This is a genomic window from Sphingomonas koreensis (genome assembly GCF_002797435.1).
GTDB lineage: Bacteria > Pseudomonadota > Alphaproteobacteria > Sphingomonadales > Sphingomonadaceae > Sphingomonas > Sphingomonas koreensis.
This window is the reverse complement of sequence record NZ_PGEN01000001.1, coordinates 780,981-799,784: the sequence shown is the minus strand read 5'-3', so window position 1 is coordinate 799,784 and position 18,804 is coordinate 780,981. Positions and strand designations below refer to the sequence as shown.

Here is an 18,804-nt window from a genome sequence, read left to right as displayed (position 1 = left end):
GATCGGGTGCGGCAATTGCACTGACCCTCGCCATGGCGGCGCCGGCCGGATCGCAGGAGGCCGCACCGGTCTATCGCGATGCCAAGGCGCCGATCGAGGCGCGGGTTGCAGACCTGATGGCGCGGCTGACGCTGGACGAGAAGATCCTGCTGCTGGCGGGCGAATCCTCGATGGCGCTCAACCCGATCCCGCGCCTTGGCATCCCGGCGGTGAAGATGACCGACGGGCCGACCGGCGTACGCTCGCCCGACGGCAAGCCGGCGACGGTCTTCCCCGTCGGCGTCGCGCTGGCGGCGAGCTGGAATCCCGACCTTGCCGCCACGGTCGGCGCGGCGGTGGCGCGCGAGACCAAGGCGCATGGCGCCGACGTGCTGCTCGCGCCCACTGTCAATATCGTCCGCACCCCGCGCTGGGGCCGCAATTTCGAGACCTATTCGGAGGACCCCTGGCTCAGCGGGCGCATGGGCCTGGGCTATGTGCGCGGTGTACAGGGGGAAGGGATCGGCGTCTCGCTCAAGCATTTCGCGGTGAACAACCAGGAAAGCTATCGCTTCGTCGTCGACTCGATCGTCGATCAGCGCACGTTGCACGAAATCTACCTGCCCGCATTCGAGATGGTGGTGCGCGAGGCCGATCCGTGGTCGGTGATGGCGTCGTACAACAAGATCAACGGCACTTATGCGGCCGAAAATCGCTGGCTGCTGACCGATCTGCTCAAGAAGGAATGGGGCTATCGGGGCTTCGTCGTGTCCGACTGGGGCGCGACGCACACCACCGCCGAGGCGGTCAACGCCGGCATGGACCTCGAGATGCCGGGGCCGCCCAAGCATTTCGGTGACAAGCTTAAGGCCGCGGTCGCCGAGGGCAAGGTCAGCACCGCGCAGATCGACGACAATGCCCGGCGGATGGTCCGCCTGATCGTGCGCAGCGGCGTGATCGAGCGCGGGGCGTCGCGTCCGGAAGCGGCGACGCCGCTCCGTCAGTCCGCCATCGCGCGGAAAGCGGCGGAGGAGGCGATGGTCCTGCTCAAGAACAATGGCGTGTTGCCGTTCGACCGCTCGATCAGGTCGCTCGCGGTGATCGGCCCCAATGCCGATGTCGTGCGCATGCAGGGCGGCGGCAGCTCGAACGTCGTGCCGTTCGAGACGCAGACGCCGTTGGATGCGTTGCGCGCGGCGTTGCCCGGCGTGCGCATCACCTATGAAAAGGGCGTCGATAACGAGGAGACGCCACCTGCTGCCGATGCCAAGCTGTTCAGCCCGGACGGCAAGCGCGGCGAGACCGGTCTGACCGGCAGCTACTTCATGACCGCCGACGCGAGTGGCGAGCCGGTCAAGACCGAACGCGTCACGCGCTTCGTTCGCTGGATCAGCGGCAATGTCGCGGGACCCAAGGCCACCGGCTATGCCGCGATCCGCTGGGACGGGATGTTCTGGCCGCGCACCGGCGGCGTGCATGAGTTCAGCGTGCGCGGCACCGGCACGCCGCGCGTCACGCTCGACGGCAAGGTGATCCTCGAAAAGGCGAGCAAGGTCGTTCCCGACAATCGGGACGTGCTGGGCTTTCCGGTGCCACGTCGCACGGTGCAGGTGACGCTGGAGGCGGGGCGCGGCTATCCGATCCGCATCGACTATGCGAACGGGGGCACGCCCTACGAAAATCTGAGCTTCGGCGTGCGCGAGCCGCAGCCTTCGTTCGACGCCGCGGTCGCCGCGGCGAAGGGCGCGGATGCGGCGATCGTGATCGTCGGCTCGTCCTCGACCACCGAGGGCGAGGGCTATGACCGCGCGAATATCGACCTGCCGGGCGAGCAGAACCGGCTGGTCGAGGCGATCGCCGCGGCCAATCCGAAGACCGCGGTGGTGGTCAATGCGGGCGCGGCGATGACGATGCCTTGGCACGAGAAAGCGCCCGCGATCGTCAGCATGTGGCTGCCCGGCGAGGGTGGTGCCGCGGCGCTGGCCGATGTGCTGACCGGCAAGGTCAATCCGTCAGGCAAGCTGCCGGTGACCTTCCCGCAGCGTAGCGGGGACGATCTGGCCGATCTCAAGACCTCGAAGAGCGCCTATTCCGAGGGCCTGCTGGTCGGCTATCGCGGCTATCAGGCACGGGGCGTGAAGCCGCTGTTCCCGTTCGGGCACGGGCTGTCCTACACCAGCTTCGCCTATTCGCCGCTGAACGTTCCGGCCAGGGCGTCGGGCGCGAAGCCGGTGACGGTGAAGCTGACTGTGCGGAATACCGGCAAACGCACGGGGCAAGAGGTGGTGCAGCTCTATGTCGAGCCGGTCGAACCCATGGCGGGCGATCCGCCGCGGACACTGCGAGCCTTTCAGAAGGTCGCGATCCCTGCGGGCGGCAAGCGTGAGGTGACGCTGACGCTCGATCCGCGCGCCTTCTCCTTTTACGACGTCAAGGCGGGCGGCTGGCGCGTACGGCCGGGCGCCTATCGCGTGCTGGCGGGATCATCGTCCGAGGATATCCGGCAGGCCGGCGAAATCCGGGTCGATCCCTGATCTGCTTCACAAAGCGGCATTCCGGTCTGGAAATCGGTGCCGGGGCTTCGTATAGGCTCCGGCACCGATCTTCGGCCCGCAGGCGCCGGCGATATGCGGGTGTGGCGGAATGGTAGACGCAGCGGATTCAAAATCCGCCGATGGCAACATCATGTCGGTTCGAGTCCGACCACCCGTACCAGCCTTCTGAACAGGGCAGGACATGCGAAAAGGGCCGGTGAGGTAACTCACCGGCCCTTCGTGTTTCAGCCTGCGACCGGCCCGGCATAGGGCCGTCGGGCATAATAGCCGAAGCCGGCGATGATCGCGTAGCAGATGGCGGGCAGGATCAGCGCAAGGCCCAGGCTGCCGGTCGCATCGGCGAGCGCGCCGGTCGCCAGTGGCACCACGGCGCCGCCGAAGATCGCGATGTTGATGATCCCTGACCCGTCCGCCGCGCGGCCCCCCAGCTTCTCGCTGGCGAGGCTGAAGATCGTCGGGAACATGATCGAGTTCATCAGGCCGATCGCCAGCAGGCTGTAGCCCGCGACATGGCCGGTGGTGTTGGTGGAAATCAGGATCAGCGCGACCGCGCCGACCGCGACGAAGGCGAGCAGCTTGCCCGGGCTGATCACGCGCATCAGGCCCGATCCGATGAAGCGCCCGACCATCGCACCGCCCCAGTAGAAGCCGATCAGCTTGCCTGCTGCCTGCTCCTGAAGCCCCATCACGCCGGGCTGCATCAGATAGTTGACGATCAGCGAGCCGATTGAGACCTCCGCGCCGACATAGAGGAAGATGCAGAGCGCGCCGAAGCCGAAGCGGGGCCGGCCGAGCAGGTCGAGGCCGGCAAGACCCGCGCTCGCCTGGTGGCGCTCACCCTTCAGGCGGTTGCGGAACAGCCAGACGACGCCGGCGACCACTGCGAGTGCTGCAGCGATGCCGAGATAGCCGTGCATGATGGCCTTGCTCTCCGCCACGCGATAGGCTTCGAGCGCCGGGCCCGAGAGCTGGTCTGCGGTCACGGTGGCGAGGCTGCCGAGGATCAGGATCGACCCGACGATCGGGAAGACCGTGGTGCCGAGCGAGTTGAATGCCTGCGCGAAGGTGAGGCGGCTATGCGCGGTCTCGGGCTTGCCGAGCAGTGAGATCAGCGGGTTGGCGACGACCTGGACGATCACCACCCCGCTCGCCAGCACGAACAGCGCGAACAGGAACACGCCATAGGTCGCGTATTGCGAGGCGGGGATGAAGAGCAGGCAGCCGACCATCATCGTCAGCAGGCCGGCGACCGCACCGCGCATATAGCCCAGCTTCTTGACCAGTTTCGCGCCGGGGATGCCGATCACCAGATAGGCGGTGAAGAAGCAGAATTGCACCAGCATCGCCTGGGTGTAGTTGAGCGTGAACAGTTCCTTGAGCTTCGGGATGATCACATCGTTGAGCGAGGTGATGCCGCCGAAGATGAAGAACAGTGCGAAGACGAAGACCTGAAGGTCGGGCGCGTTGATGCCCTGTGCGTCGCCGGACGCCGGATCGGTCGAACTCAATTGTGTGACGGGTGCGGCCAACGCCCCTCTCCCTGATAACGTTGTCAGTTGCGTGACACATACCGCGCGCCCGACGAAAGGCGAATTGAAAATGCGTTTACAGAGGACGGTAGCGATAAAAAATGACCGGTGGAGGCTTCTTTTCGTTCGGTGTTCCTGAACCGGGCGAAGGATTTTCTCGCCACAGGTCTCTATGCGGCTAGGGTCAGTTCAAATGACCGCAAGAACGGGGAGCCGGATCAACGGCTGAGGGGATGGAAGTCGAGCGGCGGGTCCGCATCGCGACGTGGGTGGCCCGGCAGGTCATGCCCCACGAAGCGGACGTGCGCGCCTGGCTTCTGCGGTCGCGCGCGGCACCCGACGATGCCGATGAGCTGATCCAGGAGGCCTATTGCCGGCTCGCAATGCTCGACAGTGTCGATCATATCGGCCGGCCGGACGCCTATTTCTTCTCGATCGTGCGCAACCTCTATGTGCGCCGCCTGAAGCGCGCGCGGGTGGTGCCGTTCGAGACGATCGCGGCGATCGAAAGCTATTCCGCGGACGAGGCGCCGTCCCCGGAGCGCGAGGCCGGCGGGCGGCTCGAGGTGGAGCGCGTGCTCGCGCTCATCGCGCGCCTGCCGGAACGGTGCCGGCAGATCGTGCAGATGCGGCGGATCGAGGGGCTGTCGCAAAAGGAGATCGCATCGCGCCTCGGCGTGACCGAGAAGGTGGTAGAAAAGCAGGTCTGGCAGGGCATCCGGGCGGTGCAGGCATTATGGCAGGCGGCCGATGCGGAGGCGGAAGCCCGCATCGACGCAGCCGAGAAAACGAGGGTTTCGAAGTGGCGCAAATGACGCGCGACATGGCCGATCAGGCGGCGCGCTGGACGGCGCGGATGGACGCTGGCGGCTGGTCGGAAGGCGACGAGGCCGAGCTTCGGGCCTGGCTTGCCGTGCACCCGCTGCACAGCGGCGCGCTGTTGCGCGCGCAGGCCGCCTGGATCTCGACCGATCCTGCGATCGCGGTGGTGAACGAGGAACCTGAGTCGGTGCCCAGCTTCTCTCGCCGTTGGGCTATGGCGGGGGGCGCGGGCCTGCTCGCCGCATCGCTCGTCGGCGGGCTGATCTGGGCGACCCGCTCGATGCACTATGCGACGGGGGTGGGGGAGATCCGGCGTGTGCCGCTGGTCGATGGCTCGGTTGCGGCGATCAACACCGCGAGCCGGATCGCGGTACGCGTCGATGACAAGCGCCGGAACGTCGACCTTGCCGCCGGCGAAGCCTGGTTCCAGGTTGCGAAGGACGCGCAGCGGCCGTTTGTCGTGAATGCGGGCCGTGTGCGGGTGCAGGCAGTGGGGACTGCTTTTGCGATCCGGCTGCGCGGCGACGGTGCGCAGGTTTTCGTGACCGAGGGCGTGGTCGAGGCCTGGGTCGAGGGCGCTGAAGGGCACCGCGTCCGGATCGCCGCGGGCGGCAGCGCCTTCGTCTCCAACGATGCCGCGATCGACGTTGCCGCCGCCGAGCCCTCGGCCGTCGATCGCTCGCTCGCCTGGCGCGCGGGCAAGATCGATCTCGACGGCAGCCGCCTCGACGCCGCTGTCGACGAGTTCAACCGCTACAACCAGCGCAAGCTGGTGATTGTCGATCCCGCGCTCGCAAGTGAGGAGTTTGACGGGATTTTCCGCGTCGACGATCCGGAGGGGTTCGCGCTCGCGGTGCGCGAGAGCCTCGACGTTCCGGTCGATACCCGGCAGCCCGATGCCATCCGTATCGGCAGAAATCCGAACTAAAAAATCAAAAAATGCACCGCCGGCGAAGGATTCTTCCTGTCCCGGTCTCTTGGGAGGGGTGAGCGGGTAAGAGCCCGACGCCCAAGGGGGGAGAAGACAGATGGGGGGAATAACGCGCAACGCCTTCATGGCGGGGACCGCGATCATTTGCGCGATGGCGACGCCAGCGCAGGCACAGGAAAAGCGCTTCGACGTTCCTGCACAGGCAGCGCGTTCGGCGATCGTGACCCTTGCGCGGCAGGCCGATGTCCAGATCATCGCGTCGCGTGGCGACACGCGCGGCAAGCAGGCGAATGCGGTCAAGGGCACCATGTCCGTCGAGCAGGCGCTGGCGCGCATGCTTAGGGGAACCGGTCTCGTCGCGCGCCGGTCGAGCGGGCAGACCTTCGTGGTCACGCGCGAACGCGCTCAGCCGGTGCCGGCTTCCACGTCGGCAACCGCTCCGCGCGCTGCTCCCGAGCCGGTTTCGCAGGTTGAGCCCGAAGCCACGCCAGCGGTTGAATCGGGCGAGGTGATCGTGACCGGCTCGCGCATCCGCCGCGAGTCCTTCGACACTGCCTCGCCCGTTACCGCGCTGGGCGGAGAGGAGATCTCCGAGTCCGGCCGGACCGAACTGAGCGAAGTGATCGCGGAACTGCCGTCGGTCAGCTCGACGCTGAACGATCGCCGGAACAGCGGCGATGTCCAGAATGACGGCCTGAGCTCGGTGCAGCTGCGCAGCCTGAGCGACAACCGCACGCTCGTGCTGGTCGATGGCCGTCGCACCGTATCGAACAGCGCCAACGCCAACCGCGTCAGCCTGAGCACGATTCCGAACGGCTTCGTCAGCCGCGTCGACATCATCACCGGCGGTACCTCATCGGTCTATGGATCGGACGCGGTGGCGGGTGTGGTGAATATCATCACCGAGTCGAAGAAAACCGGGCTGCGGCTCGGCGCGCGCACCGAATTCACTGATGCGGGCGGCGGGCGTGAACATGAGTTCGATGCCAGCTTTGGCACCAAATTCGCCGACGGGCGCGGCTATTTCCTGATCAGCGGTTCCTACGACCGGCAGGACCCGATCCGCGCGAACCAGCGCGCCTTTGCGCTCACCCAATGGGAATATGACTGGGATCCTGCACTGGGCGGGATCAACGAATATGAGACGCTGTACACCGATGCGACGGGTATCCCGACGAGCGGCGACCGGCCGATCGGTACCTTTCCGCCCAACAAGCCGGCTGACCTGTCGAGCTCGATTCCGGGCGGCGTTTTCTATGGCTCGAGCAGCGCGCGCGACCGTTTCTACCGTGGCGGGACGCTTGTTCCGCTGGGCCCCGACGTTCAGACGGGGGGTGTCGTCAATGTCGGCACCAGCGATGCCGGCAACAGTGGCTATTTTCTGCCCAACCGCGATGGCTACAGCACGCGCGACGTGCGCTGGATCAGCGGTGAGCGCGAACGCTATCTAGGCGCGGCGAAGTTCGACTTCGAGATATCGGACAAGACCAGCATCTTCGCGCAGGTCCAGTATTCGAAGGTCAAGACGCTCAACTTCCGCGAGCCGAGCGCGATTACCGCAGACGACACCTTCCCGGTGATCGATCGGGTGACCGGGGTTGGCAGCGAAGTGACGCTCGGCCGTATTCCATGCCAGCGTGCAACCGGCACCGGTTCGGGCCCCTGCAATCCCTTCGTCCCCGCCGAAATCAGGGCGGACGTCACCACCGGTTCGGCCAACCGGGGAGTCTATTTTACTCGTCGCCTGATCGAGCTGGGGCCGCAGGCAACGTACAATGACCGTGAGACCGTGCGCAGCTGGTTTGGCGCGCGCGGCGACGCATGGGGCAACTGGAAGTGGGAAACGAGCTTCGCCTATGGCCAGTTCGTTCAGGATCAGGTGCGCGCGGGCGAGATCAATGGCCTGCGCCTCAAACAGGCGCTCGATGCGACCACGGTGAACGGCCAGATCGTCTGCCGTGACACATCCAACGGCTGTGTCCCGATCAACCTTTTCGGTGAAGGCTCGATCACACCCGAAGCGGCCGCCTTCATCAAGGCCGATCTGCGTCAGCGCGCGACGCTCAAGCAGCACAGTTTCAGCGGGTTCTTGACCGGCGACCTGTTCGATCTGCCCGCCGGGCCGGTGGGCGCGGCGTTCGGTATCGAATATCGCAAGGACAGTCAGAAGATCGAGGGCGACGATTACTCGCGTTTCGGGGGTACTTCGGGCCCGCCGGTTCCCAATTTCGGCGGATCGATCTCGGTGTTCGAGGGCTATGCCGAGGTCAACGCACCGCTGGTGAATGACAAGCCCGGCATCGAGCTGCTCAGCGTGGATGCGTCAGCGCGTGTCGGAACCTATGACATCAAGAATGTCGGTACGGTGTTCAGCTTCCGCGGTGGCGTCCAATATGCCCCGGTCAAGGATATCCGTTTCCGCGCGAGCTTCGCGCGTGCGCAGCGGGCGCCTGATCTGACCGAGCTGTTCTCCCCTCCGCGCGGCGACTTCGACGATATCAGCGATATCTGCGACGGCGTCACCCCGACCACGGCCGGGCGGATCGCGGCGAACTGCCGGGCCAATCCCGGCATCCAGGCGCTGTTCGCATCGCAGGCGGCGAGCGGGTCGCCGCAGGTGTTCGATCAGTCCGGAACCTCGGTCTTCAGCCCCAATGCCGGCAATCTGGCGCTCAAGGAGGAAACCGCCGACACCTTCACCCTTGGCGCGGTCGTCACACCGAGCTTCCTGAAGCGGTTTACGCTGTCGGTCGACTATTACGATATCCGGATCAAGGACGCGATCACCGCCTATGGCAATCAGGCCATCCTGACCCAATGCTATGACAGTGACCTGCCGGCTTCGGCCAACCCGTTCTGCGGAGACATTACGCGCAATCCGAACAACGGGCAGCTTTCGGGAGTCACGCAGCGCGAGTTCAATCTTGCGGGATTCAAGACCTCCGGCATCGACGTCGCGGCCGAATATCGGTTCGATTTCGACGGCATCGGAATCCCGGGAAAATGGAGCGTGCGCTATGATGCGACGCATCTGCTGAAGTACGAGACCAGCTTTATCGGTCTTACTGGGCTGGTCACGACCGATGAGCGGGGCGAGTTGGTTTCGGGCACGTTCAAATACCGCGCGCGCGGATCGCTGTCGTGGCGGCATGAGGGGCTGAGCCTGCGCTGGACCGCTGTCTATTACGGCAAGATCTACGACAGTCTGACCCGCCTCAACGACTATCGCACCTTCAAGGCGAGCAATCCCAATGCGGAGTATCCGCTGTTCCTGAACATCCCGGCGGTGTGGCAGCACAACGTCTATGCGGGTTATAGTTTCAAGGTCCGCGATGCCAAGCTGCGCCTCTACGGGGGCGTCACCAACCTGTTCGACAAGACGAGTCCCTTGCTGCCTGCGGGCGACGTGCTGAGCGGGAGTACGAACAACTACAACCCGACCTACGACGTTGCGGGGCGCCGCTTCTATATGGGCCTCTCGCTGGACTTCTAAGGTAGGGAAGGGGCCGCTGCACCAGCCCCCGCAGCGGCCCCAAGAGCACGGGAAGACGGTTCATGACTGCGAAGACCTTCTGGTTGGCGCTTGGTGCTGCGTTCATGGCATCGCCCGCCGCGGGCCAGACCCAACCGGCGGCGCCGCAGCCGATGACCGCGACAGACCTGATCGGGCTCGCACGTGCGGCGAGCCCGCTCCCCTCGCCGGACGGCAGCGAGATCATCTATAAGATCCGCACAGCGAACTGGGCACGAAACGCGTCCACGATGCGTACGTGGCGAACCACCGCTTCCGGCGTCCCGGAGCGCTTGCGCGAGCTGAAGGGGGAGATTGCGTGGGCGCCGGACGGCAAGTCGCTTGCCTTCGCAACCAAGCCGAAGGGCGGCCGGTATGCGCAGATCCATCTGTACGCATCGGGCAAGAAAGTGCGGCAGCTCACCCAGCTGCGCAGTTCGGCCTCGGATATCACCTGGTCGAGCGATGGCGCGCGCATCTACTTCCTTGCGGACAAGCCGGACGATCCGGCTACGGCGGCCCGGATCAAGGCCAAGGACGACATGTTCGCGTTCGAAGCGCCGCGAAGGCGTGCGACGCTGAACTATCTCGACGTCGCGTCCGGTCAGGTCGTCACCTTGGTGAGTGGCGACCTCGACGTGCGCAGCTTCAGCATCGCGCGCGATGCCGGTACGATCCTGCTCCGGCAGGCCACCTCACGCCTGCTCGACGATCAGCCGCGATCGGAACTCTGGATTCTCGATCCGGCGACGGGAACCCGGCGCCGGATCACGGCCAACGACTATCGCGAGGACGATGCCCGTCTGGCGCCGGACGGCAAGACGGCTCTGTTCGTCGCCAATGCCGCCGATGGCAAATATGCAACCGTCAACGCACGGCTGTTCGTCATCGACGTGGAGAAGGGGACGATCCGCCAGTTCGGCGAGGGGCGCTCCTGGGCGGTCAAGGACGCCTTGTGGTCCGGCGATGGGTCGGAAATCTACTTCACCGCGCAGGACGGAGTACGCACCAACCTGCACGCGGTGGCCGTCGCGACGGGCGAGGTCCGGCCGCTCGATCGCTGCGATTGCGTGATTTCGGCACCCGCCCTGTCGCGCGATGGCCGGACGCTGGCCTTTCTGCGAACCTCAGCAACCCAGCCGGCGGAAGTGGTCCGGATCAATCCACGCGGCAGCAATGCACCAGTGCAGGTGACTGCGGTCAACGACGATGTCGGCAAGCGCTTCCAGTTGCCGCGTCAGGAGGCGATCCGCTGGCCCGGTCCGGAAGGGCAGGAGCTCGAAGGGCTGATCACCTATCCGCTCGGCTATACGCCGGGTCGGCGCTATCCACTGATCGTTCAGAGCCATGGCGGTCCGCGTTCGGCCGACCAGTTCAATATCTTCTCTTACGGCCGCTTCCTGCCCCTGCTGGCGTCGCATGGGTTCGTGACGCTGAGCGTCAATTATCGTGGCGGTACCGGCTATGGCGATACGTTCCTCCAGGGCATGAACGGCGACTATTTCCGGATCGCGGACCGCGACGTGCTGTCCGGCGTCGACGAGCTGGTGAAGCGCGGGATTGCCGATCCCGCGAGGCTCGGCGCAATGGGATGGAGTGCTGGCGGACACATGACCGCCCGCCTGATCACCGTTACCGATCGTTTCAAGGCGGCGATCGTGGGCGCGGGCGCGGTGGACTGGGCATCGATGTATCTGGGCTCGGACACGCGTTGGCAGCGCAAGGAGTGGTTCGTCACACCACCTTATGGCAGCCAGGCACGTCGCGATCTCTATCTGCGCAATTCACCGCTGGCTTCGATCGACGCGGTGAAGACGCCGACGCTGATCCTATCCGGCGCCGAGGACCGGCGCGTTCCGCCCGCGCAGTCCGTCATGCTGTTCCGCGCGCTCAAGGATATGGGGGTTCCGACCGAACTCTATCTGGCGCCGCGCGAGCCGCATAATTTCAAGGAACTGCGCCACCAGCTGTTTCAGGTGAACGCCAGCATGCGCTGGCTGACGACCTATGTGACCCGAACCGGCTACGTGCCGGCCATCGCTCCCCATACTGCGATCGACCCGGCGGATGACGATGAGAGCGCAGACGAGCCAACAGAACCCGGCGAGGCGCTCGAGTAGCGGCCAGCCGTCCGGCGGGGCGGGGAAGATCGATGGTGCCGGTTGCAGGGATCGAACCCGCGACCTTCGGTTTACAAAACCGCTGCTCTACCAGCTGAGCTAAACCGGCCACTACGCGAAATCCGCAGAAATCTGCGGCTTGCGCGCTCTTGGGCCGTTCCTGTGACAGGGTCAAGGCCAAAATTGGCGGGCTATCGGCGGGCCGATCCTTGCTCCGCAAGGCCTTCGGTCTCCTGGCTGCCAGCGCCTTATGCGATGCCGAAGGTCCATCCTTCGGCTCGTGCGATCTCGCGGGTCAATGCAGTCGGATGCCAGAGATCGGCGCGACGTGCATTGGCGCGCAGCCAGGCGGCGGTGAGGATCGCATCGGTGGAATGATCGTCGTAGCGGGCAAGCGGTGCATGCGGCCGCGAACCCAATATGGCGAGAGCAGTATCGAGCGCGGCCGCGTCACGCAGCTTGGACCGGCCCCTGGGCAGACCGGCGGCGCGGGCGGCGATCGCGGTGTAGATCTCGACCACCGCAGCGCCCGAGGACGGCGCGGGATCGAACGGCCAGATCGCGACCTGACCATCGAGCGCATGGAGCAGGCGCATTCCGGCGAAGCTCGCCTTGGCGACCTGTGCTGCGCCGATCGCATCGTACACCGTGGTCACCTTGCCGCCGCCGGTCGCGTTGAATCGTTGCTCGCAGCGGCGGAAATGGATGAAGTCCGCCTTCGTGCCATCGGCGGCGCCGAGGTAGAAATGCCGGCCGCGACGCGCCTCGAGGAACGATGCTGCGCCGAGATCCTCGTCCGCACTCTGCGCATCGATCCAGGCCCAGAAACCACGGGCGTCGGTGGCGGTGCTCTCGCCGGGAAGATAGGCACCCCGGTCGAGGATCGGGGCGCAGAAGCTCATGTCGAATCCGATCAGCAGCGGCTCGGCGGCCTGGGCCAGAATCCAGTCGCGGATGCCCTCGCGCGACCAGTTGCGGTCGGGCGGCGGGACGAGTGCGGGTGCGGCGTCGCCCGACTCGCAGATTGCCAGCGCGATGCCGCGATGGCTGCGGCCCTTTGCGCCCGACCAGTCGATCGCGGCGAAGCGGTCGAAGTGCACACCGCCCATGGTCAGGGGCGGTCGCCATAGGCACGGCGTTGTGAGAGCGTCGCCCGGTCCCACCAGGCGCGCGAGATCAGCAGTTTCACCCGATCGGGATCGGCATGGGCGGCGTTCACCAGCACGGTCGGCCAGCCTTCATATTGCGGTGTCTGCCAAAAGGTGACGGGATCGGTTTCCTTGAGCACCACGATCTCCTCGCGCGTGGCCCGAAGAACGTAGGTTTCAGGTGCCCGGCCTTGCGAGATCAACTGCTTGCCGCGCAATTGGGGCGAGGTCGAGCCTTTCGCCCCGGCACCAACGACCACGCCGGGCAAAGTCAGTGCGAACGCGACGGCCTCGTCCCAGGAGAAGCTCATGGCCGATCCCTCATTGGGCAGCCTTCAGCACCTCCGCGACGAAACTGCGCGCGTCGAAGGTCTGACCGCTGGGGTCCTCGCCGCGGCGGACGATGACGAGGCGGGCGGAGGGAATGACGAAGATGAACTGTCCGCGATTGCCTTGTGCGGCATAGGTGCCTTCGGGCAGCCCCTGTTCAGGACCGAACAGCCAGAGCGTCGCGCCATAGCCCGGCCCCATGGCGGGCTGCGGCCCGCTGGGCGTGGTCATATACTTCATCCAGCCTTCGGGGAGGATGCGTTTGCCCTGCCAGACGCCGTCGTTGCGCCAGAGCTCGCCGAGCCGGGCAAAGTCGCGTGCGGTGGACCAGACCTGCGAGGAGAAGACGAAATTGCCCTGCCAGTCGATGCCGGGTGTGGTGTGCATCATGCCGAGCGGACGGAACAGGCGGGTGCCGGGCAAATCCCGATAGGCATCGTCATTGCCCAGCGCCGCTCGCAGCGCGCGGACCGCGAGCAGCGTGTCGTTGTTGGCGTAGCGGAAGATGCTTCCGGGCGGCGCGACCAGCGGCCAGGCCACCGCCTGTTCGGTCACACTCGTCCCGCCGAAATAGATCGCGTCGGTGCGGTTGCCCGCGGTGTCGCTGCCCAGCCCCGATGCCATGCGCAGCAACTGATCGAGCGTGATGGCCGCGCGCGGATCTCCGGGCGTTCGCCATTCCGGGATCGGCGCGGGCTTCATCGGATCGAGCTTGCCGTCGGCCACCGCGATGCCGGCGAGCGTGCCCGCAATGCTCTTGGCGACCGACCAGGTGCGGTTGGGTACCAGCGGGCCGAACCCGTCGGCATAGCGCTCGGCGATGATCTTGCCGTCACGCAGGATCAGGACGCCGGTGGTACGGCCTTTCGAGCGGGCCGGGTCGAAGGCGGTAGCGACCGCGGCGCTGAGCGCTTCCGAGGGCTTGGGGGCGATTCCGCCGTCACCCATCGGCCAGGGGCGCGGATCGGCCGGGATGGGCATCGACGGGTTCGGGTGGAGTGCCGGCGGCGTTCCACGCTTGCCCCCGATCGGCGCGAGCGAGCAGCCGAAACGCGGCATATGATAGGCGATCCGCGGCGGCATGTCGGGGGCGAAGGGCACGCTGACGCTGCGGCTCAGCCGGTCGCTGGTCGCCGGAAGCTCGGCCACCAGCGCCTCATATTCGGAATAGATCCCCTTGAGCTCCGTTGCTGCGATCTGCTCGGATGTGCGACCGCCGCCGAACTGGCCTTCGCACAGGGTCAGCGCCTTGTAGCCCGCGGCGATGGCACGCTGGTGCGGGGTGAGCTCGCGAGGTGCCTGTTGCGCGGCGGACGGGACGGCAAGCGCGAGCGCAGCAAGCAGGTACCCTGATACCGGAAAATCGTGAAGTTCATGGTACAACGCGCGCGATCTGCGCCCGATCCCGTGCAGGCTGAGGCGAGCGGCGCGCGCGGAGAGGCTGGGTCCGGTCATTTACCGATGAGAGCAGATGAACTCCAACATTGGAAGGCCCGCGATTACTCGCCCTTCAACTCCCGCCGCCGCGCGTCCCACCACGCCATGCGTTCGGCGATGCGCTTCTCCACGCCGCGATCGGTGGGGGTGTAGAAGGTCTGCGGCGTCATTTCCTCGGGCCAGTAACTGTCGCCGGAGAAACCGCCCTCTGCATCGTGGTCGTACGTATAGCCCTTGCCGTAGCCGACCTCCTTCATCAGCTTGGTCGGCGCGTTGAGGATGTTCTGCGGCGGCATCAGGCTGCCGGTTTCCTTCGCCGCGCGCCATGCCGCCTTCTGCGCGACATAGGCCGCGTTCGATTTGGGCGCGGTAGCGACATAGAGACAGGCCTGGGCGATCGCCAGCTCGCCCTCGGGCGAGCCAAGGAACTCGTACGTGTCCTTGGCGGCGAGGCATTGCGTGATCGCATTGGGATCGGCGAGGCCGATATCCTCGACCGCCATGCGGATCAGGCGGCGCAGCAGATACAGAGGCTCCTCGCCAGCGGTCAGCATCCGCGCGAGATAGTAAAGCGCCGCCTGCGGGTCGCTGCCGCGCACCGATTTGTGGAGCGCGGAGATGAGGTTGTAATGACCCTCGCGGTCCTTGTCGTACACCGCGACGCGGCGCTGGAGGAAGTCGCCCAGCGCGGATGGATCGAGCGGCTGTTCGAACTTCACGGAGAACAGGGTTTCCGCCTGGTTGAGCAGGAATCGGCCATCGCCGTCGGCGCTGGCGACCAGTGCGTCGCGGGCCTCGGGCGTCAGGGGGAGGGGCGCTCCTCCATCGCCTCGGCGCGGTCGAGCAATCGGGTGAGCGCTTCATGGTCGAGGCGGCGCAGGATCAGCACCTGTGCGCGGCTGAGCAACGCGGCGTTGAGCTCGAACGAAGGGTTCTCGGTGGTCGCGCCGACCAGCGTGACGGTGCCGTCCTCGACGAACGGCAGGAAACCGTCCTGCTGTGAGCGATTGAAGCGGTGGATCTCGTCCACGAATAACAGCGTGCGCTTGCCGAGCCGGCCGTGCTCCTTCGCCTCGGCGAACACCTTCTTGAGGTCCGCGACCCCTGAAAATACCGCGCTGATCGCGACGAAGCGCAGGCCGACCGCGTCGGCGAGCAGGCGCGCGGTGGTGGTCTTGCCGGTGCCGGGCGGCCCCCACAGGATGATCGAGCTGAGCTTGCCCGCCGCGACCATGCGGCCGATCGCGCCCTCCGGCCCGGTCAGGTGATCCTGGCCGACGACATCCTCGAGCCGCTGCGGGCGCAGGCGATCGGCAAGCGGCCCGCCGGCGGCGGTTTCGTCAGGGGAAGTGGCGGATTCGAGCCCGCCGAACAGGTCGGCCATGTGGAACGATATAGGAACTGGCGCAAATTTCGCGAAGGGGGTTGTGCGATGCATTCTAAGATATATCTTAAGCGCATCGCGACTCGAATTTGAAAGGTTCAACAATGTTTCGAGGAACACATCATCGCGGCTGCGGGCCGCGTGGAGAGATGCGCTTTGGCGGCGGCTTCGGCCCGCGCGGGCGGCGCCAATGGGGGCCGTTCACCGTGGAGTGGGACGTGTCCGGCGAGGGCATGGGCGGCGGCCGCGGGCGGCGGCGCATGTTCCAGGGCGACGAGCTGCGGCTGGTGCTGCTCAAGCTGATCGAGGAAGCGCCGCGTCACGGCTACGACCTGATCCGCGAGATCGAGGAACGCACCGGCGGCGCCTATGCGCCGAGTCCTGGCGTGGTCTATCCGACGCTGACCATGCTCGCCGACATGGAGCTGATCGCCGAACAGGCGAGCGACGACGCCAAGAAGATCTTCGCGATCACCACTGCCGGCCAGGCCCACCTGACCGAGCGCGAGGAAGAGGTCGAGGCGCTGATGGAGCGGCTCGCCCAGATCGGCACGATGCGCTCGCGCAGCCATGGCAGCCCGGTGCGGCGTGCGATGGGTAACCTTCGCCAGGTGCTCCAGCACCGGCTGGGCGATGGCGAGGTGAGCCAGGAAACCCTACATGCGGTCGCCGACCTGATCGACGAGGCGGCGCGCAAGATCGAGAGGCTGTAAATGAGCGTATCTGCGAACGGATTTGCCAAGACCGAGAAGGCTAGCCGCTATCTTCAGGCGCTGTGCAAGCATTGGGAGCATAATCTGAAGGTCGAGTTTTCGGCCGATCACGGCACGATCGTGTTCCCCAAGGATGCGCGCGGTGCGGACTGGCCCGGCGACGGGCTGGTCACGCTCGACGCTAAGCCCGACGGCCTGGCGATCCGGGTGGACGCCAGCGCCGAAGGGCAGCTCGAAGGCCTCAAGGGCGCGGTCGAGCGTCATGTCGACCGCTTCGCCTTCCGTGAGGCACCGCTGGGATATGTTTGGTCCTAGGCGCAATCGTCATCCCGGCCCCCGTGCCGGGATCCACGGTGCGGCCAGCGCTGCGCAAGAGGCTGCTGATCAGCGCTTGGGGCGGGGTGACGGCCAGCTAGTTGCCTGAGCGCTCCGCCATCACCTCAAGATACGCATCCAGTACGGCCTGGTTGATGCGATCCCACACATAGGCCTGCATCTTGGCGTGGCCCGCCTCGCCGAAGCTGCGCCGCATCGTCGCGTCGCGCGCGAGCCGCTCGATCGCGTCGGCATAGGCATCGACCGCGCGGGGCGGCACCAGAAACCCGGTGACGCCTTCTTCGACTAGGTCCATTGCCCCGGTGGCCTTGGCCGCGACCACGGGGACGCGGCACGCCATCGCCTCGGCGGTGACGTTGCCGAACGTCTCGGTGACGGAGGGGTTGAAGAACACGTCCATCCCCGCCACCGCGCGGCCGAGATCGTCGCCCGACTGGAATCCGGTGAAGATCGCATCGGGCACGCGTTCGGCGAACCAGTCGCGCGCCGGCCCCTCACCGATGACGAGGATGTGGTGCGGCACCTCGCGGCGCTTCAGCTCGCGCGCGACCTCGGCGAAGATGTCGAGGCCCTTTTCGAGCACGAGGCGGCCGAGAAAGCCGATCGCGGGCACGTTGTCGGGGATGCCGAGGCTGCGGCGCCATTCGTCGTCGCGGCGCTGCGGGTTGAAGCGGGCGTGATCCACGCCGCGCGACCAGATGCTGACCGGGGTCCGGACGCCCCAGCCCTTGATCAGCTCGGCGATCGAGTTGCCAGGCACCAGCGCGCGATCGAACTTGTTGTAGAAGCGCGTCAAGCGGCGGATCAGCCAGGGTTCGACGAAGCCGATATTGTAATAGCGCGGGTAGGTTTCGAACCGGGTGTGGAGCGAGGCGACATTGGGAACCCCGTTGTCGCGCGCCCAGGCGACCGCGGCATGGCCGAGGAACTCCGGCGCCGAGACATGGACGAGGTTGGGCCTGAATGCTTCGAGGTCGGCGCGCGGCGCCTTGGGCAGCCCCAGCGCGACCTTGTACTCGCCGCGCCCGCCGGGCATCGCGAAGGCGGGTACGCTGACCAGATCTCCTTGCGGCTCGAAGGCGGGCGTGTCGGTAGTCGGCGAGTAGACGCGCACCTGCACGCCCGCGTCGAGCAGGTGTCGGACAAGCTTGTTCAGGGCCTGGTTGGCGCCGTCGCGGACATAGTTATAGTTGCCGCTGAAGAGGGCGACACGGAGGTCGGACGGGTTCATCGAAGCGCCCATAGCGCAGCGATTGCGGCGTTACTATGTCCCGGCATCAACGCAGGAGGCTCCACGCATGTCCGATCTGTCGCAGTTCCCGATCACCCGCCGCTGGCCGGCACAGCATCCCGACCGCATCCAGCTCTATTCGCTCAACACCCCGAACGGGGTGAAGATCGGGATCATGCTGGAAGAGACGGGGCTGCCCTATGAGGCGCATCTGATCGACATCGCCGCCGACGTTCAGAAGACCCCCGAATTCCTGAGCCTCAATCCCAACGGCAAGATTCCGGCGCTGATCGACCCCGACGGGCCGGACGGCAAGCCGCTGCCGCTGTTCGAGAGCGGGGCGATCCTGATCTACCTGGCCGAGAAGACCGGCAAGTTCCTCGACCCGGCGCAGCGCTATGAGACCATCGCCTGGCTGATGTGGCAGATGGGGGGGCTGGGTCCGATGTTCGGGCAGCTCGGCTTCTTCCACAAATTCGCCGGGCGCGAGTATGAGGACAAGCGTCCGCTGGAGCGTTATGTCAATGAATCCAAGCGGTTGCTTGGCGTTCTCGATGGGCGGCTTGAAGGTCGCGACTGGATCATGGGCGACTATTCGATCGCGGACATCGCCTCGCTCGGCTGGGTGCGCAACCTGATCGGCTTCTACGAGGCGCGCGACCTGGTCGGGTTCGACGACTTCAGGAATGTCGGTGCATGGCTCGAGCGCGGGCTGGCGCGCCCGGCGGTCCAGCGTGGGCTGGTGGTGACGGCGAAGGGCTGACCTCCGCCGCCACCG

Annotated in this window: 13 protein-coding genes, 2 tRNA genes and 1 pseudogene; 9 read left to right on the top strand and 7 right to left on the bottom strand. The window is 66.1% G+C overall.

The window, feature by feature from the left end; translation table 11 throughout:
* Positions 1–32: 32 nt before the first annotated feature.
* Together BDW16_RS03800 and BDW16_RS03795 are read left to right on the top strand one after the other, a co-directional pair.
* Positions 33–2,513, top strand: coding sequence for a glycoside hydrolase family 3 C-terminal domain-containing protein (locus BDW16_RS03800; protein WP_066576181.1), 2,481 nt, complete (start codon positions 33–35; stop codon positions 2,511–2,513).
* Positions 2,514–2,608: 95 nt separating this feature from the next.
* Positions 2,609–2,694, top strand: a tRNA-Leu gene (locus tag BDW16_RS03795).
* A 64-nt stretch (positions 2,695–2,758) separates the two neighbouring features.
* On the opposite strand, the gene BDW16_RS03790 is transcribed toward BDW16_RS03795, so the two are convergent.
* A complete protein-coding gene (locus tag BDW16_RS03790) occupies positions 2,759–4,063 on the bottom strand; it encodes a sugar MFS transporter (protein ID WP_066576177.1) in 1,305 nt (434 codons plus the stop codon).
* Between the two features lie 284 nt (positions 4,064–4,347).
* Between BDW16_RS03790 and BDW16_RS03785 the strand changes: the two genes are divergently transcribed.
* The 4 genes from BDW16_RS03785 (at position 4,348) to BDW16_RS03770 (ending at position 11,447) form a co-directional block, all read left to right on the top strand.
* The gene (locus tag BDW16_RS03785; RefSeq protein ID WP_100362832.1) at positions 4,348–4,878 is read left to right on the top strand and encodes an RNA polymerase sigma factor; all 531 of its coding nucleotides are present in this window, start codon (positions 4,348–4,350) and stop codon (positions 4,876–4,878) included.
* Complete coding sequence (locus BDW16_RS03780; RefSeq protein WP_066576175.1) at positions 4,875–5,813, top strand: FecR family protein; 939 nt, start codon at positions 4,875–4,877, stop codon at positions 5,811–5,813. The genes BDW16_RS03785 and BDW16_RS03780 overlap by 4 nt, the downstream gene beginning before the upstream one ends.
* Before the next feature lie 100 nt (positions 5,814–5,913).
* Positions 5,914–9,309: a TonB-dependent receptor gene (locus tag BDW16_RS03775; RefSeq protein ID WP_083954233.1), complete on the top strand. Its 3,396-nt coding sequence runs from the start codon at positions 5,914–5,916 to the stop codon at positions 9,307–9,309.
* 62 nt (positions 9,310–9,371) lie between these two features.
* Complete coding sequence (locus BDW16_RS03770) at positions 9,372–11,447, top strand: S9 family peptidase (RefSeq protein ID WP_066576173.1); 2,076 nt, start codon at positions 9,372–9,374, stop codon at positions 11,445–11,447.
* 33 nt (positions 11,448–11,480) lie between these two features.
* Here the strand turns inward: BDW16_RS03770 and BDW16_RS03765 are convergent.
* The 5 genes and pseudogenes from BDW16_RS03765 to BDW16_RS03745 form a co-directional block, all read right to left on the bottom strand.
* Positions 11,481–11,556 (bottom strand) — tRNA-Thr (locus BDW16_RS03765).
* A gap of 139 nt (positions 11,557–11,695) precedes the next feature.
* Complete coding sequence (locus BDW16_RS03760) at positions 11,696–12,556, bottom strand: hypothetical protein (RefSeq protein WP_066576169.1); 861 nt, start codon at positions 12,554–12,556, stop codon at positions 11,696–11,698.
* Positions 12,557–12,558: 2 nt separating this feature from the next.
* On the bottom strand, positions 12,559–12,906 hold the full coding sequence (locus BDW16_RS03755) for a hypothetical protein (RefSeq protein ID WP_066576167.1): 348 nt from the start codon (positions 12,904–12,906) through the stop codon (positions 12,559–12,561).
* A gap of 10 nt (positions 12,907–12,916) precedes the next feature.
* Positions 12,917–14,380 (bottom strand): serine hydrolase domain-containing protein, encoded by a 1,464-nt coding sequence (locus tag BDW16_RS03750; protein ID WP_083954232.1) that lies wholly within the window; start codon positions 14,378–14,380, stop codon positions 12,917–12,919.
* 44 nt (positions 14,381–14,424) lie between these two features.
* A pseudogene (locus BDW16_RS03745) lies at positions 14,425–15,746 on the bottom strand (replication-associated recombination protein A).
* A 149-nt stretch (positions 15,747–15,895) separates the two neighbouring features.
* Here BDW16_RS03745 and BDW16_RS03740 point away from each other — a divergent pair.
* The gene (locus BDW16_RS03740) at positions 15,896–16,459 is read left to right on the top strand and encodes a PadR family transcriptional regulator (protein ID WP_083954231.1); all 564 of its coding nucleotides are present in this window, start codon (positions 15,896–15,898) and stop codon (positions 16,457–16,459) included.
* Complete coding sequence (locus BDW16_RS03735) at positions 16,460–16,774, top strand: DUF2218 domain-containing protein (protein WP_066576161.1); 315 nt, start codon at positions 16,460–16,462, stop codon at positions 16,772–16,774. It abuts the gene before it with no gap.
* 97 nt (positions 16,775–16,871) lie between these two features.
* Here the strand turns inward: BDW16_RS03735 and BDW16_RS03730 are convergent, their stop codons facing one another.
* On the bottom strand, positions 16,872–18,026 hold the full coding sequence (locus BDW16_RS03730) for a glycosyltransferase family 4 protein (protein WP_066576397.1): 1,155 nt from the start codon (positions 18,024–18,026) through the stop codon (positions 16,872–16,874).
* Between the two features lie 67 nt (positions 18,027–18,093).
* Between BDW16_RS03730 and BDW16_RS03725 the strand changes: the two genes are divergently transcribed.
* The gene (locus tag BDW16_RS03725; RefSeq protein WP_066576158.1) at positions 18,094–18,789 is read left to right on the top strand and encodes a glutathione S-transferase N-terminal domain-containing protein; all 696 of its coding nucleotides are present in this window, start codon (positions 18,094–18,096) and stop codon (positions 18,787–18,789) included.
* Positions 18,790–18,804 lie beyond the last annotated feature (15 nt).